The sequence below is a fragment of the Lelliottia sp. WB101 genome, from assembly GCF_003051885.1.
Classification (GTDB): Bacteria; Pseudomonadota; Gammaproteobacteria; order Enterobacterales; family Enterobacteriaceae; genus Enterobacter; species Enterobacter nimipressuralis.
On the sequence record NZ_CP028520.1, the window covers coordinates 3,242,623 to 3,256,119 of the forward strand.

Consider the following 13,497-nt stretch of genomic DNA (forward strand, 5'->3'; position numbering starts at 1 on the left):
TGTTAACTCTTTTTCAGTCGGCTGTTAGCCCAAGGGTCATCATGAAGCGGGTCAGATTCTTCAGGTGCCGCATCGTCCAGCGAGTCCAGATACAGGGCTTCAACTTCAGCACGCGCCCAGGGAGTACGACGCAAAAACTTCAGACTCGATTTAACGCTAGGATCGCTTTTAAAACAGTTAATGTTGATCAGTTTGCCCAACTGAACCCAACCGTAACGGGCAACCAGTGCGTTGACTTGCATTTCAAGCGTTACGCCATGCAAAGGATCTTTGGAAATATGAGCTGCCATAGTGAAGTCCGGTTTCTGCTGTGAGTCGTCAAGGAGTGCAAGGGAAGGGTACAAGAAAGTCCGGTTATCGGCAAACAATCCAGGGGCTTTTCGCATTGGCGAAGCCGACGATGATGTTCGTTATCGCGTCTCGCTTTAAGACGCAATGACCTGTTATTTGTATCACACTGTATCAACGTCTCTGATACATACACAGGCTTGCAATAAAGGCCCATTCGCACATATCCGTTATACAAACCGATGTTGTTATATCCCCGTGAATCGTACTCAATCGGAGATAACAACATGTCCAGCAAACTCGCATACTCAACTCTGGCGTTAACCGTTTCTCTTGGTACCGTCATATCCTGTCAGGCCGAAGCAACCGGTACTGATTTCGCGACGGCTTTTGATCATCCTCAGCAGATTAACGCCGGCGACCTTAACGTCGGTTATGTCGACATCGGGCCGAAAAATGGTCAACCGATCATTTTATTACACGGCTGGCCCTACGATATTCATAGTTATGCGCAAGTCGCTCCCGCGCTTGCAGCCAAAGGATATCGGGTGATTGTGCCGTCTCTACGTGGCTACGGAACTACTCGTTTCCTCTCAGATAAAACGCCGCGTAACGGCCAGCCTTCGGCCATGGCGAAAGACGTTGTGAACCTGATGGATGCCCTGAACATCAAGCAGGCCGTTTTTGCAGGATACGACTGGGGTGCCCGTACGGCGGACATCGTCGCGGCGCTGTGGCCAGAACGCGTTAAATCGCTGGTCTCCGTCAGTGGATACCTGATCAGCAGCCAGCAGATTGGCAAACAGCCCTTACCGCCGAAAGCCGAAGTTCAGTGGTGGTATCAGTTCTATTTCGCCACTGAACGTGGCGCTGAAGGCTATGCCAAAAACACCCATGACTTCGCCCGTTTGATCTGGTCCCAGGCATCACCTGACTGGAAATTTAGCGATGCAACGTTTGACGCCAGTGCAAAATCTCTTGATAACCCGGACCATGTCGCGGTGACGCTCAGTAACTATCGCTGGCGTTTAGGGCTGGAAAAAGGGGAGCGCAAATACGACAGCTATGAGCAAAAACTGGCAACGCTTCCGAATATTATCGTCCCGACGATCACCATCGAAGGCGGAAACAACGGGGCACCGCATCCTGCTCCACAGGCCTACGCTGGGAAATTCACCGGTAAATATGAACACCGTACCTTTGGCAAAACCGTAGGTCACAATCCACCGCAGGAAGATCCGCAGGATTTCGTTAACGCAGTTGTTGACGCAGATAACCTCTGAAACGTGCTATTTTCAATACGTTACCCTTCAGTCTGGAGATTACTGTGGAGCATATTGATCATATCCTTGTCGTCGATGACGACAGGGATATTCGTGAGCTGATTGTCGATTACCTCGTTAAGTCTGGATATCGCGCCTCTGGCGCGGCAAATGGCAAAGAGATGCGAGTTGTGCTTGATAAACAGCATATCGATCTTGTGGTGCTGGATGTCATGATGCCCGGCGATGACGGATTAACGTTGTGTCGTCAGCTCCGAAGCGGTAAACATAAAGACTTGCCCATTCTGATGCTTACGGCGCGTAACGAGGAAACAGACCGGATCCTGGGGCTAGAGATGGGCGCAGACGATTACGTCGTGAAGCCTTTTGTTGCACGCGAGTTACTCGCGCGGATAAAAGCCATTTTACGTCGTTTCCGCACAATGCCCCCCAATTTACAGGTGACAGAGGCCGGGCGACTGGTCACGTTCGGTGAATGGCAGCTGGACACCGTAGCCCGTCATTTAATCGACAGTGAAGGGATGGTAGTGGCGCTCAGCGGGGCGGAATATCGTTTGCTGCGCGTGTTCCTCGATCACCCTCAGCGCGTCCTGACCCGGGATCAACTGCTCAATCTGACCCAGGGGCGCGATGCCGAGCTGTTTGAACGATCGATTGATCTGCTGGTGAGCCGGGTTCGTCAGCGTCTGAATGAAGATGCCCGCACGCCGGCCTATATAAAGACCGTGCGCAGTGAAGGCTATGTTTTTACAATGCCGGTGACCATAAAAGAGGCCAATGAATGACGCTTTGGCCACGCTCGTTGTTGTCCCGGCTGTTGGTCATTGTGCTGGCTGGACTCTTACTGGCCAATACCCTCAGCCTGACGCTGGTGATGGTTGAACGCATGCACAGCGCCCGCGCCGTAATGCTGGGTAATCTGGAAAACGATGTTGCCACCAGCGTGGCCATTCTTGACAGGCTTCCCGCTCAGGAGCGGGAAGCCTGGCTGCCGCGGCTTGAGCGCGGTAACTATCGCTATATTCTTGGGCCAGGAGAACCGGGCGCACCGCCTGAGGATAAGCGTTCGCGCGATGCCATTCGAACGCTAAAAGAGACCCTTGCGGCTGATCATCGGCTCACGTTTACCGCCGTTCCCGGTCCCATTTCCCATATTCAGGCACATCTCACCTTACGCGATGGCGCACCGTTAACCATCGATCTGACACCACGCATGCCACCAGTCGCCAGCTGGTTACCTGTCGTGCTGGTATTGCAGCTGCTGATGCTTGCGGCCTGTGCCTTGATCGCCGTTCGTAAGGTGATTCGACCTTTTTTACAGTTTACCCGTGCGGTTGAAGCGCTTGACCCGGCGGCAAACACACCAATGAAGGAGGAGGGGCCGGTAGAAGTGCAAAGAGCCGCGCATGCCTTTAACGCGATGCAGGCGCGCATTCAATCCTATCTCCGCGACCGCGCGCAGATCCTGGCATCTATTTCTCACGATCTGCAGACGCCCATCACGCGCATGAAATTGCGCGTCGAGATGACCGATCAACCCGAGTTACGCGACAAGTTATTGAACGACCTCGATAACATGACCCGTCTGGTGCGGGAGGGGATTGCCTATGCCCGGTCATCAGAATCCCTGAAGGAAACCTCGCTAAAGCTGGAGCTCAATGCCTGGGTAAACAGCATTGCCTGTGATTATCAGGACATTGGTAAAAACGTGCAGTTTCAGGCAAACGACACCCGCCTGCCGATAGTGACTCGGCCGCAGGCACTTCGCCGGGTGATGACCAATCTCCTGGATAACGCGCTTAAGTTTGGTGGCTATGCCGTTATTGAGATTGATGATTCTTCTGCCGGATACATTGCTATCCATATTCTGGATGGCGGGCCGGGGATACCCGATGCTGAACTCGACGCGGTATTACAGCCTTTTTATCGGGTAGAAACATCGCGTAACCGTGATACCGGCGGAACAGGCCTGGGGCTGGCGATTGCCGCACAGCTGACCGCGCAGCTTGACGGGAAACTGCGGCTGGCAAACCGGCCTGAAGGCGGGCTGAAGGTCACGGTAACACTACCGCGTCGCTAATTGTACGGGTTTGTATCCGGTTGCGTTAGCGATACGAGAGCAGACAAATCGCCCCTTTTGGCACACATCCCAAACACATCCTTACGATGAAATACCCTCACTGCAGCGTCGCAGGCCATCTGTAATGTGAGGTTTCTATGTTTTTGATAATCGCTTTTCTGGGCGGGATGATAAGCCTGCTCAGTCCATGTACGCTCCCGGTGATTCCTCTTCTGTTTGCCGGTTTTCAGGGGCAGCGAAGACATATCCTGGCTCTGCTGGCAGGGATGATCGTGATGTTTACCGTGGTGGCGATGGTTGTCACTGTTGCCAGCGAATGGATCACGGATGCCACGATAATAGGGCGCTGGCTGGCACTCATTATTCTGGGTACGGCCGCGCTGGCCTTAATTTTCCCGTCATTCGCCCAGCGTATAGCCGGGCCTGCGGTCAACGCGGGCAATATCCTCAACACCCGTAGCGGACTAACGCGTGGAATGTTTTCCGCTTTCCTGGCCGGACTTGCCGTCGGTCTGCTCTGGTCTCCCTGTGCCGGACCGATCCTCGGGGCTATTTTCAGTATCAATATTGCGGGTCATTCGACCATCACCACCGGCGCGCTGTTGGCGGCGTATGGCAGCGGATGTGCGCTTATGCTGAGCCTGCTTATGGCCGGTGGTCGAAAATTGATGGCACCGCTGCGGGCCAAATCAGCGCTGATGGAGAGATTGCGCAAGGGGGCGGGTGTGGTGATGTTAACGGCTGTTGCGTTCAACGCCACGGGGATGAACTCGGTGCTGAAAGGTGCAAATGGAGTGGCAGACCGTCTTGAAACGACGCTGCTGACGCTGGCTAAGCCCGCCACTTCCCCAGTAAAACTGCGGCCGGTTGTAATGACCGAACCCATGAGTCAGTTGCCTTCCTTAAGTGGAGGAACCGGGTGGATTAATGGTGACCCTGTCACGTCTGAATCATTGCGGGGTAAAGTAGTACTGATTGATTTCTGGACCTGGGACTGTATCAACTGCCAGCATACGCTCCCGCATGTCCGCGACTGGGCCACGCGATATCAGTCCCAGGGTCTGGTAGTAATCGGCGTGCATACGCCTGAATATCCGTGGGAAAAACCGCTCTCGTCGGTGAAAAACGCGGTGAAGAAATGGGAACTGCCGTATCGGGTCGTGACGGATGATAACTACCAGATCTGGAACGCCTTCGGAAACCAGTACTGGCCAGCACATTACTATTTCGATGCTAAAGGGCAGTTACGTTATACCTCCTTTGGCGAAGGTAACTATGAACAGCAGGAAAACGTTATCCAGCAACTGCTTAAAGAGGCCCGGTCATAACGTTGCTCAGGGCTGACGTTGAGCAATGACACGTCAGCCAGAGCAATTCAGCGGCGGGGCCGAATACGTCCGGCTCCTTATCGCAGGTGAAGGGAAGGGTTCCAGTCGGCCATCTTTGCATCTCCGTTGTGCATGCTTAACACCCGCAGACACCTGCACTGCGGCAGGTATCTGTCCTACGGCATTTACAGAATGCCTTTCAGGGCAACATGATAAAGCAGCATGATGGTTTTCCCGTCTACAATCCTGCCCGTTTCAATGCCGCGCAGTGCCTCTTCCAGCGTCATTTCCAGTACGTCGATATCCTCACCCTCCGCTTTGAGTCCACCGCCTTCACTGGTTTTGTCTTTCAGCTGGTATTCGGCGAGATAAAAATAGAGTTTTTCAGTGACGGAGCCTGGGCTCATGTAAGCTTCAAAAATTTTCTCAACGCGGGAAACGCTATAGCCGGTCTCTTCCTCCGCTTCTGCTTTAATCCGGCTTTCCGGATCCATGTTATCGAGCAAGCCCGCAGCAGCTTCAATAAGGTCATCTTCGTGCCCGTTAATAAAGACAGGGAAGCGGAACTGGCGGGTCAGGATCACTGTCTTTTTATCCCGGTTATAAAGCAGGATGGTGGCTCCGTTTCCCCGGTCGTAAACTTCGCGATTTTGCCGCTGCCATTCACCATCGCGCCGCTGCAGATCAAAGGTATATTTTTTCAGGATGTACCAGTTATCTGACAGTGTTTCACTTTCTATGATGCGTACATCTGCACGTTTTGATTGCACGTTTGTTCCTCCTTACGTAGAGTAATTATCATAAACAGCATTGTCGTGCAGTTTCAAGATTAATCGTGCAATATCAGGAATTCCTTATGCTCACAACACAGCGAAAACAATTGATCCTTGAAAAGCTCGAGGCTGAAGGTCAGGTCCAGTCGAAAGCGCTCAGCACGCTCTTCGCGGTGTCTGAAGACACCATTCGGCGTGATTTACGCGAGCTGGCGGCAGAAGGGCGTTTACAGCGAGTTCACGGTGGAGCGCTGCCGTCATCCTCGGCCATTGCTCCGTTTGCTGAGCGTAAATCGGTAAAGATGGATGCCAAGAAAAATGTCGCCCGTAAAGGTGCGCAGCTGATTTCTGACGGCCAGGTAGTGATCATTGACGGCGGCACGACCACTTCAGAGCTGATTAGGTTTTTACCTCCTGATTTGAAGATAACCGTGGTCACGCACAGCCCAGGCATTGCGCTGGGACTTGTCGAACATCCCTCCATTGAGGTTATCCTGATCGGTGGTCGTCTGTATAAACACTCTATTGTTACGGTCGGCGCGGCTGCTATCGAAGGCATCGAAAAAATCCATGCGGACCTGTTCTTTATGGGAGTGACCGGCATCCATCCTGATGCGGGCCTGACGACCGGAGATTTTGAAGAGGCGAGCATCAAACGTGCATTTTCCGGCAGAGCCGCCGAAACGGTTGTGCTGGCTTCCCCCGAAAAAATCAATACAGCGTCATCTTTTGTGATTGGTGATCTTTCGCTGGTGAACACTATTGTCGTTGAAGACGATACCGATAGAGCCTGGATTAACGCGGTAAAAGAAAAGGGGATTTCCGTGGTGATGACCTCTGAACGGGAAGAGGCATAACCCACGCGAAAAGCTTTTATGATCCGGCCTGTCGGTACGCCGACAGGCCAGCAGGCAACATCAAACCTGTGGGATATCCTCAAGCGCAGTGTAAATGTTAAGCCCCAGCGTTTGCGCCACCTCTATGTCCATATCGGCACCTTTGGACGCGCCGGCAATCCGGTAGATAGCATCACATTTTGCAATGAGTCGGTGCGCGACGGGATAGAGCATCGCTTCACTGATTTCATCATCCATCGATTTCGAGCCAGCCATTTTTGCCAACGGTAAGGCCAGCCATTCGCCAATAACCGGAACGTGGCCACGTTGATAGACGGCCAACGCCGCGTTTTCAAGGCGGGCAAGGTTTTCATCAATGCGCGCCTGCACGCCATCGGTGCCGCTACGATAGGGGCCGGCGATTAAAATCAACTGTTGTGTCATATCAACCTCAGTAAGTAAGAGTGCATGAGTTTGCACGTTTGTGCGCTTTTTGTTTCGAGGCTTATGTTAATCGTCAATTACGTGCAGTTTCAAGCGATATCGTGCATCAGGGGGAGTTAAGGCAGTTGCAGAAGAGTAGAGCTGGTCTGGTAATGCGTTTGTTTTATTAGATTCCGCATTTAACATAATATACATTATGCGCACCAATCATATAACTACTCAAATCTACCATCCACATCAGGCTGATTATGTACAACCGGAGTTCATTCACTCCGGTCTTTTCCGCATCCCTCTGAAATCTGTTCTCAGATTTTTGCCTGATTCACTCGCGCCGACAGCGCCTGGTGATTCTCTTTTCTTTCGCTGTATCGGTCGGACAGATAACCTGCGTGTCTTTTCAGAATCAGCGTGATTTTAAAAAGCTCTTCTGTCACATCCACGATTCGATCGTACCAGGCTGACGGTTTCATCCGTCCTCCTTCATCAAACTCCTGCCACGCCTTCGGCACTGACGACTGATTTGGAATGGTGAACATCCGCATCCAGCGGCCAAGGATTCGCATCTGGTTGACGGTATTGAATGATTGCGAGCCTCCGCAAACCTGCATCACGGCCAGCGTTTTTCCCTGAGACGGCCGAACCGCGCCTTCACTCAGCGGTATCCAGTCAATCTGCGCTTTCATCACCGAACTCATTGCGCCATGCCTTTCGGGAGAACTCCAGACCATCCCGTCACACCATCTGACCAGCGCCCGCAGTTCGAGCACTTTCGGATGGGTTTCCGGTGCGTCGTCCGGCAATGGCAGACCCGATGGATTAAATATCTTCACGTCGGCGCCCAATTCGGTCAATAACCGCCCCGCTTCTTCTGCGGCAAACCGGCTGTAGGAACGCTCCCGAATGGATCCGTAGAGAATCAGAATGCGTGGCGGCGTTGTTGGGTCACTGCCTGAAATTTTGCTGGTGACCGTATCATCAAAGAATTGTGGTTCGATGGCGGGTAAATGTTTCATGAAATGGCTCCGTTCTTAAACGCTGTACTTTTAAAGTTATCATATATGGATTAGCATATGTGTTGTCAAATCTTATCGAGGTGCAACATGCTACAGCCTGTTCAGCTTTTTAAATTACTTTCTGATGAAACCCGTTCAACGATCGTGATGTTGCTCAGGGCGTCCGGAGAGCTTTGTGTATGCGATATCTGTGCGGCAACGGCAGAGTCTCAGCCCAAAATTTCACGCCATATGGCGTTATTACGTGAAGCCGGGCTGGTTTCCGATCGTCGTGAAGGGAAATGGGTGCACTATCGCCTTTCGCCACATATCCCCGCGTGGGCGGCGGCGATTATTGACTCAGCCTGGAACTGTGAGCGTGAAAACATTCGCAACACGCTCAACAACGCTTCACCGGCTGCATGCTGAAATGCGTTTACATATTCGTCTGAATAGATATGAATGGAGTAACTGATGTTATTGGCCGGTGCAATTTTTCTGCTTACCCTCGTTCTGGTTATCTGGCAACCACGGGGTCTGGGCATTGGCTGGAGCGCCATGCTGGGTGCAGGTCTGGCTTTACTGACGGGTGTCGTTCATCCCGAAGATATCCCGGTAGTCTGGCAAATCGTCTGGAACGCCACCGCCACGTTTATCGCCGTGATCATCATCAGTCTTCTTCTTGATGAGTCCGGGTTCTTTGAATGGGCCGCGCTGCATGTTGCCCGCTGGGGTAATGGACGTGGCCGCCTGCTGTTCACCTGGATTATCCTGCTGGGTGCGATGGTGGCTGCGCTGTTCGCCAACGACGGTGCCGCGCTGATTTTGACCCCGATTGTAATCGCGATGCTCCTCGCGCTGGGTTTCAGCAAAGGCGCCACGCTGGCCTTTGTCATGGCGGCCGGGTTTATCGCCGATACGGCCAGCCTGCCGCTGATCGTGTCAAACCTGGTGAATATCGTGTCGGCGGATTTCTTTAAACTGGGCTTTGCGCAATATGCCGCAGTGATGGTCCCGGTCAACCTTGCGGCGATTGCTACAACATTGGTTATGCTGCATGTGTTCTTTCGCAAAGAGATCCCTGCCGTTTATGACGTCTCTCTGTTGAAACAACCGAAAATGGCCATCCGCGATGGCGCGACCTTTAAAATGGGCTGGCTGGTTCTGGTGCTGCTGTTAGTCGGATTCTTTGGTCTCGAGCCACTCGGCGTGCCGGTGAGCCTGGTCGCTTCCGTCGGTGCGCTGCTTCTGTTTGCCGTCGCGAAAAAAGGGCATGCCATAAATACCGGCAACGTGCTGCGTGGCGCGCCCTGGCAGATCGTGATCTTTTCGTTGGGCATGTACCTCGTGGTCTACGGTTTGCGCAATGCGGGCCTGACGCACGCCCTCTCTGCTCTGCTCAACCAACTGGCCGATCACGGTTTGTGGGCTGCGACACTCGGGAGCGGATTCCTGACGGCGTTTCTCTCCTCCGTGATGAACAATATGCCAACCGTTCTGGTGGGTGCCCTGTCGATCGATGGCAGTACCGCGACCGGCGTCATCAAAGAGGCGATGATCTATGCCAACGTTATCGGCAGCGATCTGGGCCCCAAAATCACCCCGATTGGCAGCCTGGCGACACTGCTGTGGCTACACGTTCTGGCGCAGAAAAATATGACCATCACCTGGGGATATTACTTCCGGGTCGGGATCGTCATGACCATCCCGGTGCTATTTGTGACGCTGGCCGCGCTGGCGCTTCGCCTGTCTTTCACTGTGTAATGAGGTACTGATATGAGCAACATCACTATTTACCACAACCCTGCCTGCGGCACGTCGCGAAATACCCTTGAAATGATCCGCAACAGCGGGACGGAACCCAAGATTATCCTCTATCTGGATACCCCGCCCACGCGGGAAGAGCTGGTGAAACTGCTTGCAGATATGGGGATAACGGTTCGGGCGCTGTTACGCAAAAATGTCGAACCCTATGACCAATTAGGGTTGGCAGACGACTCTTTCAGCGATGACCAGTTGATTGATTTCATGTTACAGCACCCTATTCTCATCAACCGGCCCGTTGTCGTTACCCCTCAGGGGACGCGTTTATGCAGGCCATCAGAGGTGGTACTGGATATTTTGACGGAAGAGCAGCGCGGTGCGTTCACGAAAGAAGATGGTGAACCGGTTGTGGATGAACACGGAAAACAGATCAAGAAATAACGACTGTTCAAGGAAGCGCTCAGTTTTTCAGGCCCGTACAGAATAACCTGAGCAACCTTCGCTTTTCACCGTCAGCCGTCTTATCAGGAAATACTCAATTTTTTGTGATAATCATTCTGACCTGTTGTTTACACTACACTTAACTCCCGGTTACTAAAAAGAAAGGAGTTCGCATGAAACTATGGCCTGTGATGACGGGTATCGCTGTGGCGCTCACGCTGGTTGCATGTAAATCACCGACCCCACCAAAGGGCGTGAAGCCTGTCAGCGACTTTAACGCCAGCCGCTACCTCGGTAAATGGTATGAAATCGCGCGCCTGGAAAACCGCTTTGAAAAAGGGATGGAACAGGTTACAGCGACGTACGGTCTGCGTAGCGACGGGGGAATTACCGTACTCAACCGTGGATATGATCCGATTAAGAACAGGTGGAAAGAAAGTGAAGGGAAAGCGTACTTCACCGGAGCACCCACCACTGCAGCGCTGAAAGTCTCGTTCTTTGGCCCGTTTTACGGCGGCTATAACGTGATTAAACTGGATAAGGATTACCAGCACGCACTGGTCAGCGGCCCGAATCGTGACTATTTATGGATACTTTCTCGCTCAACAACCCTTCCAGAGGCGGTCAAGCAGGACTTCCTTGCGACGGCGCGTGAGCTGGGCTTCCCGGTGGAACAGCTGGTCTGGGTCAAGCATTAAGGATTAGCAGATAGCGGGCGACAGAGAAAACCGCGCATAAAAAAAGCCCCTGCAATGATGCAGGGGAAACACATGTCAGAGCTTATCGTTATTTTTTAGTTAAACACCATTCCGCCGTCAATCAGCAAAGACTGACCGGTCATGTAGTTAGAATCAGGCCCTGCGAGGTAAGAGACGCAGGCGGCGACATCTTCCGGTTCGGACAAGCGGCCAAGCGTGATTCGTTTGGCGAAGGTTTCAGTGCCGTAGCCCGCCGGTTTGCCTGCGGCCTCGGAAATCTGACGGTCAATCTCTTCCCACATCGGCGTTTTCACAATACCCGGGCAGTAGGCGTTAACGGTGATGCCGAGCGGGGCCAGGTCTCGCGCGGCGGTCTGCGTTAAGCCGCGTACGGCGAATTTACTGGAACTGTAGACCGCCAGCTCAGGATTTCCCGTATGGCCCGCCTGGGAGCAGGCGTTGATGATCTTGCCGCCGTGCCCCTCTTTGCGAAAAGCGTCAATCGCGGCCTGAATCCCCCAGATCACCCCTTTCACGTTGATGTTATAAACCCTGTCGACAATCTCAGGCGTGATCGACTCGATAGGCGTAGAGGGCGCGATCCCGGCGTTATTGACGATCACATCGAAGCCACCCAACGCCGTCCGGGCTTTCTCTACTGCCGCAAACACCTGCTCGCGGTTCGATACATCCACCTTCACGGCAACAGCTTTGCCACCGTTACGGGTGATTTCATCGGCGACGGCTTTTGCTGTTTCGCCGTTGTAATCGGCAATAGCAACCGCAAAACCATCTTTCACCAGGCGAAGCGCAATCGCTTTACCAATTCCCTGACCGGAGCCTGTTACGAGAGCAACTTTATGCATGTCTTTGTCCTTAAGTAGTTCACAAAATCTGACTGAGATGGAGCTGGCCCATCAGCAGCGGGTTGTCGCTATAGTCGACGGGAATGGCCACCACGGCAGGGCCGTCGACCTCCATCGCCGCACGAAGCGTGGGTTCCAGCGCGTCGGCACTCTCCACGGCAAAGCCTCTCGCGCCAAAGGCATCGGCATAGGCTTTGAAATCCACCGGGCCGAAGTTCACGCCGGAAAGTCGCTGGTATTTTTTCTCTTCCTGGATAGCCACCATGTTGTAGCCGTTATCAACCCAGATGATGTGCAGAATGTTGGCTTTGAGGCGCACGGCGGTTTCCAGCTCCATGCTTGACTGCAGGAATCCTCCGTCACCGGATACCGAGACGGCTTTGCGGCCAGGGTTGACCAGCCAGGCGCCAATCGCCCACGGCAGCGCAACGCCCATGGTCTGCTGCCCGTTAGAAATCATCACCTGACGCGCACGGAAGCTGTAGAGATAGCGGGCAATCCAGATGTGGAAACTGCCCATGTCGACGGTGAGCGTCACGTCGTTGTTAACGATGTCCTGCATGGCACGCACGATGCGCAGCGGATGCAGGGCAAACTGGTTCAGCGATGCGCCACGTCTGTCGAGCAAATCACGCTGATGGCGGCGATCGAGGAGAACTTCAGTGGCGCGCGGGCTCAGCTCCAGCGTATGACTGATCCGGCTGGCGAGCCGGTTTAGCGTGCCGGCAATATCCCCGACCAGTTCGAGGTCCGGGACGTAGTTGCGCTCTTCATAGGCCGGAAGCACATCAATATGCACCAGAGTGGCGTCGCCGCTATTCCACATAGACGGTTCGTATTCCACCGGGCTGTATCCCACGCAAATAATCAGATCCGCCAGATGTAACAGCCTATCGCCCGCCTGATTATTAAACAGGCCGACGCGTCCGGCGAAGCGGGTGAAGTGCTGTTGATTCACAGCTCCTGCCGCCTGATAGGTGCTGGTGACCGGAATACCGCTTTTCTCCAGCAGCGTATGCAGCGCCGCGCTGTTCGCGGGCTGGCTGGCCATCAGGCCCAGCAAAATGACCGGATTTTTGGCGTTTTCGATGAGCTTCGCGACGTCATTAATCGCCGCGTCTGGAGCCGGGCCCATGAGTGCCGATGTGCTGGCGGGCAAAATCGCGCCGGTGGCCGGCAGATCGACAATATCCTGCGGCAGGCTTACAAACGCCCCGCCCGGTCTGCCCTGCTCAGCGGCGCGAAAGGCATTGGATACCACCTCGGCAATGGCATCCGAAGAACTCACTTCCACGGCGTATTTGGTGACCGGGCTGAACATGCTGACGGTGTCCATGCTCTGATGGACCAGTTTGGCTTTATCTGCCCGTTTCACAGCCCCGCCCAGGGCAACAACGGGGTCACCTTCGCTGTTGGCCGTGGCGATACCGGTGATCAGGTTCGAGCAGCCCGGACCGGATGTAACCAGCGCCACACCGGCTTTACCGGTCAATCGCCCTACCGCTGCCGCCATAAACGCCGCATTCGCCTCGTGACGCACGGGAATGATGTTGATGGAAGAATCCAGCAGTGAATCAAAGACTTTATCGATTTTTGCGCCGGGAATACCAAAAACCTGTTTCACGCCCTGCGCTTCCAGCTGGCCAACGATCATATCGGCACCATGCGCCCACTGACGAGCCTGTTTATCACTGTTCACGATGA

General features: G+C 53.7%; 15 protein-coding genes. 9 read left to right on the plus strand and 6 right to left on the minus strand.

What is annotated here, in order from left to right:
• Positions 1–2: 2 nt before the first annotated feature.
• Positions 3–290, minus strand: coding sequence for a VF530 family DNA-binding protein (locus DAI21_RS15610; RefSeq protein ID WP_107703553.1), 288 nt, complete (start codon positions 288–290; stop codon positions 3–5).
• 285 nt (positions 291–575) lie between these two features.
• On the opposite strand from DAI21_RS15610, the gene DAI21_RS15615 reads away from it, so the two are divergent.
• From DAI21_RS15615 to DAI21_RS15630, 4 genes are all read left to right on the plus strand, one after another.
• Positions 576–1,571, plus strand: coding sequence for an alpha/beta fold hydrolase (locus tag DAI21_RS15615; protein WP_107703554.1), 996 nt, complete (start codon positions 576–578; stop codon positions 1,569–1,571).
• Between the two features lie 44 nt (positions 1,572–1,615).
• Complete coding sequence (locus DAI21_RS15620; protein WP_025204193.1) at positions 1,616–2,356, plus strand: response regulator; 741 nt, start codon at positions 1,616–1,618, stop codon at positions 2,354–2,356.
• On the plus strand, positions 2,353–3,651 hold the full coding sequence (locus tag DAI21_RS15625) for an ATP-binding protein (protein ID WP_107703555.1): 1,299 nt from the start codon (positions 2,353–2,355) through the stop codon (positions 3,649–3,651). Before DAI21_RS15620 ends, DAI21_RS15625 begins: the two co-directional genes overlap by 4 nt.
• A 137-nt stretch (positions 3,652–3,788) precedes the next feature.
• Complete coding sequence (locus tag DAI21_RS15630) at positions 3,789–4,979, plus strand: cytochrome c biogenesis protein/redoxin (RefSeq protein WP_107703556.1); 1,191 nt, start codon at positions 3,789–3,791, stop codon at positions 4,977–4,979.
• Positions 4,980–5,164: 185 nt separating this feature from the next.
• Here DAI21_RS15630 and DAI21_RS15635 read toward each other — a convergent pair whose 3' ends face one another.
• Entirely contained in the window at positions 5,165–5,749 is a 585-nt protein-coding gene (locus DAI21_RS15635; RefSeq protein WP_100780147.1) for an NUDIX domain-containing protein, read from the minus strand.
• 86 nt (positions 5,750–5,835) lie between these two features.
• Between DAI21_RS15635 and DAI21_RS15640 the strand changes: the two genes are divergently transcribed.
• Positions 5,836–6,609, plus strand: a complete 774-nt coding sequence (locus DAI21_RS15640) for a DeoR/GlpR family DNA-binding transcription regulator (RefSeq protein ID WP_107703557.1) — start codon at positions 5,836–5,838, stop codon at positions 6,607–6,609.
• 60 nt (positions 6,610–6,669) lie between these two features.
• On the opposite strand, the gene DAI21_RS15645 is transcribed toward DAI21_RS15640, so the two are convergent.
• Together DAI21_RS15645 and arsH are read right to left on the minus strand one after the other, a co-directional pair.
• A complete protein-coding gene (locus tag DAI21_RS15645) occupies positions 6,670–7,032 on the minus strand; it encodes a DUF4406 domain-containing protein (protein ID WP_107703558.1) in 363 nt (120 codons plus the stop codon).
• Between the two features lie 305 nt (positions 7,033–7,337).
• Positions 7,338–8,045, minus strand: coding sequence for an arsenical resistance protein ArsH (gene arsH / locus DAI21_RS15650; RefSeq protein WP_107703559.1), 708 nt, complete (start codon positions 8,043–8,045; stop codon positions 7,338–7,340).
• A gap of 87 nt (positions 8,046–8,132) precedes the next feature.
• Here arsH and DAI21_RS15655 point away from each other — a divergent pair, with 87 nt between their 5' ends.
• The 4 genes from DAI21_RS15655 (at position 8,133) to DAI21_RS15670 (ending at position 10,927) form a co-directional block, all read left to right on the plus strand.
• Positions 8,133–8,453 (plus strand): metalloregulator ArsR/SmtB family transcription factor, encoded by a 321-nt coding sequence (locus DAI21_RS15655; protein WP_107703560.1) that lies wholly within the window; start codon positions 8,133–8,135, stop codon positions 8,451–8,453.
• 45 nt (positions 8,454–8,498) lie between these two features.
• Positions 8,499–9,788, plus strand: a complete 1,290-nt coding sequence (locus tag DAI21_RS15660; protein WP_107703561.1) for an arsenic transporter — start codon at positions 8,499–8,501, stop codon at positions 9,786–9,788.
• A gap of 12 nt (positions 9,789–9,800) precedes the next feature.
• Positions 9,801–10,229 (plus strand): glutaredoxin-dependent arsenate reductase, encoded by a 429-nt coding sequence (arsC, locus tag DAI21_RS15665; RefSeq protein ID WP_107703562.1) that lies wholly within the window; start codon positions 9,801–9,803, stop codon positions 10,227–10,229.
• A gap of 173 nt (positions 10,230–10,402) precedes the next feature.
• A complete protein-coding gene (locus DAI21_RS15670; protein ID WP_107703563.1) occupies positions 10,403–10,927 on the plus strand; it encodes a lipocalin family protein in 525 nt (174 codons plus the stop codon).
• Positions 10,928–11,022: 95 nt separating this feature from the next.
• Here DAI21_RS15670 and DAI21_RS15675 read toward each other — a convergent pair whose 3' ends face one another.
• Both DAI21_RS15675 and alsS read right to left on the minus strand, forming a co-directional pair.
• Positions 11,023–11,793, minus strand: coding sequence for a (S)-acetoin forming diacetyl reductase (locus DAI21_RS15675; protein WP_107703564.1), 771 nt, complete (start codon positions 11,791–11,793; stop codon positions 11,023–11,025).
• 19 nt (positions 11,794–11,812) lie between these two features.
• On the minus strand, positions 11,813–13,492 hold the full coding sequence (alsS, locus tag DAI21_RS15680; protein WP_370447032.1) for an acetolactate synthase AlsS: 1,680 nt from the start codon (positions 13,490–13,492) through the stop codon (positions 11,813–11,815).
• Between the last annotated feature and the right edge of the window lie 5 nt (positions 13,493–13,497).

Coding starts and splice junctions, on each gene's coding strand:
- DAI21_RS15655 (WP_107703560.1), top strand. CDS start 8,133: ATGCTACAGCCTGTTCAGCTTTTTAAATTACTTTCTGATGAAACCCGT.
- DAI21_RS15670 (WP_107703563.1), top strand. CDS start 10,403: ATGAAACTATGGCCTGTGATGACGGGTATCGCTGTGGCGCTCACGCTG.
- DAI21_RS15675 (WP_107703564.1), bottom strand. CDS start 11,793: ATGCATAAAGTTGCTCTCGTAACAGGCTCCGGTCAGGGAATTGGTAAA.
- arsH (WP_107703559.1), bottom strand. CDS start 8,045: ATGAAACATTTACCCGCCATCGAACCACAATTCTTTGATGATACGGTC.
- DAI21_RS15615 (WP_107703554.1), top strand. CDS start 576: ATGTCCAGCAAACTCGCATACTCAACTCTGGCGTTAACCGTTTCTCTT.
- arsC (WP_107703562.1), top strand. CDS start 9,801: ATGAGCAACATCACTATTTACCACAACCCTGCCTGCGGCACGTCGCGA.
- DAI21_RS15640 (WP_107703557.1), top strand. CDS start 5,836: ATGCTCACAACACAGCGAAAACAATTGATCCTTGAAAAGCTCGAGGCT.
- DAI21_RS15645 (WP_107703558.1), bottom strand. CDS start 7,032: ATGACACAACAGTTGATTTTAATCGCCGGCCCCTATCGTAGCGGCACC.
- DAI21_RS15660 (WP_107703561.1), top strand. CDS start 8,499: ATGTTATTGGCCGGTGCAATTTTTCTGCTTACCCTCGTTCTGGTTATC.
- DAI21_RS15625 (WP_107703555.1), top strand. CDS start 2,353: ATGACGCTTTGGCCACGCTCGTTGTTGTCCCGGCTGTTGGTCATTGTG.
- DAI21_RS15630 (WP_107703556.1), top strand. CDS start 3,789: ATGTTTTTGATAATCGCTTTTCTGGGCGGGATGATAAGCCTGCTCAGT.
- DAI21_RS15610 (WP_107703553.1), bottom strand. CDS start 290: ATGGCAGCTCATATTTCCAAAGATCCTTTGCATGGCGTAACGCTTGAA.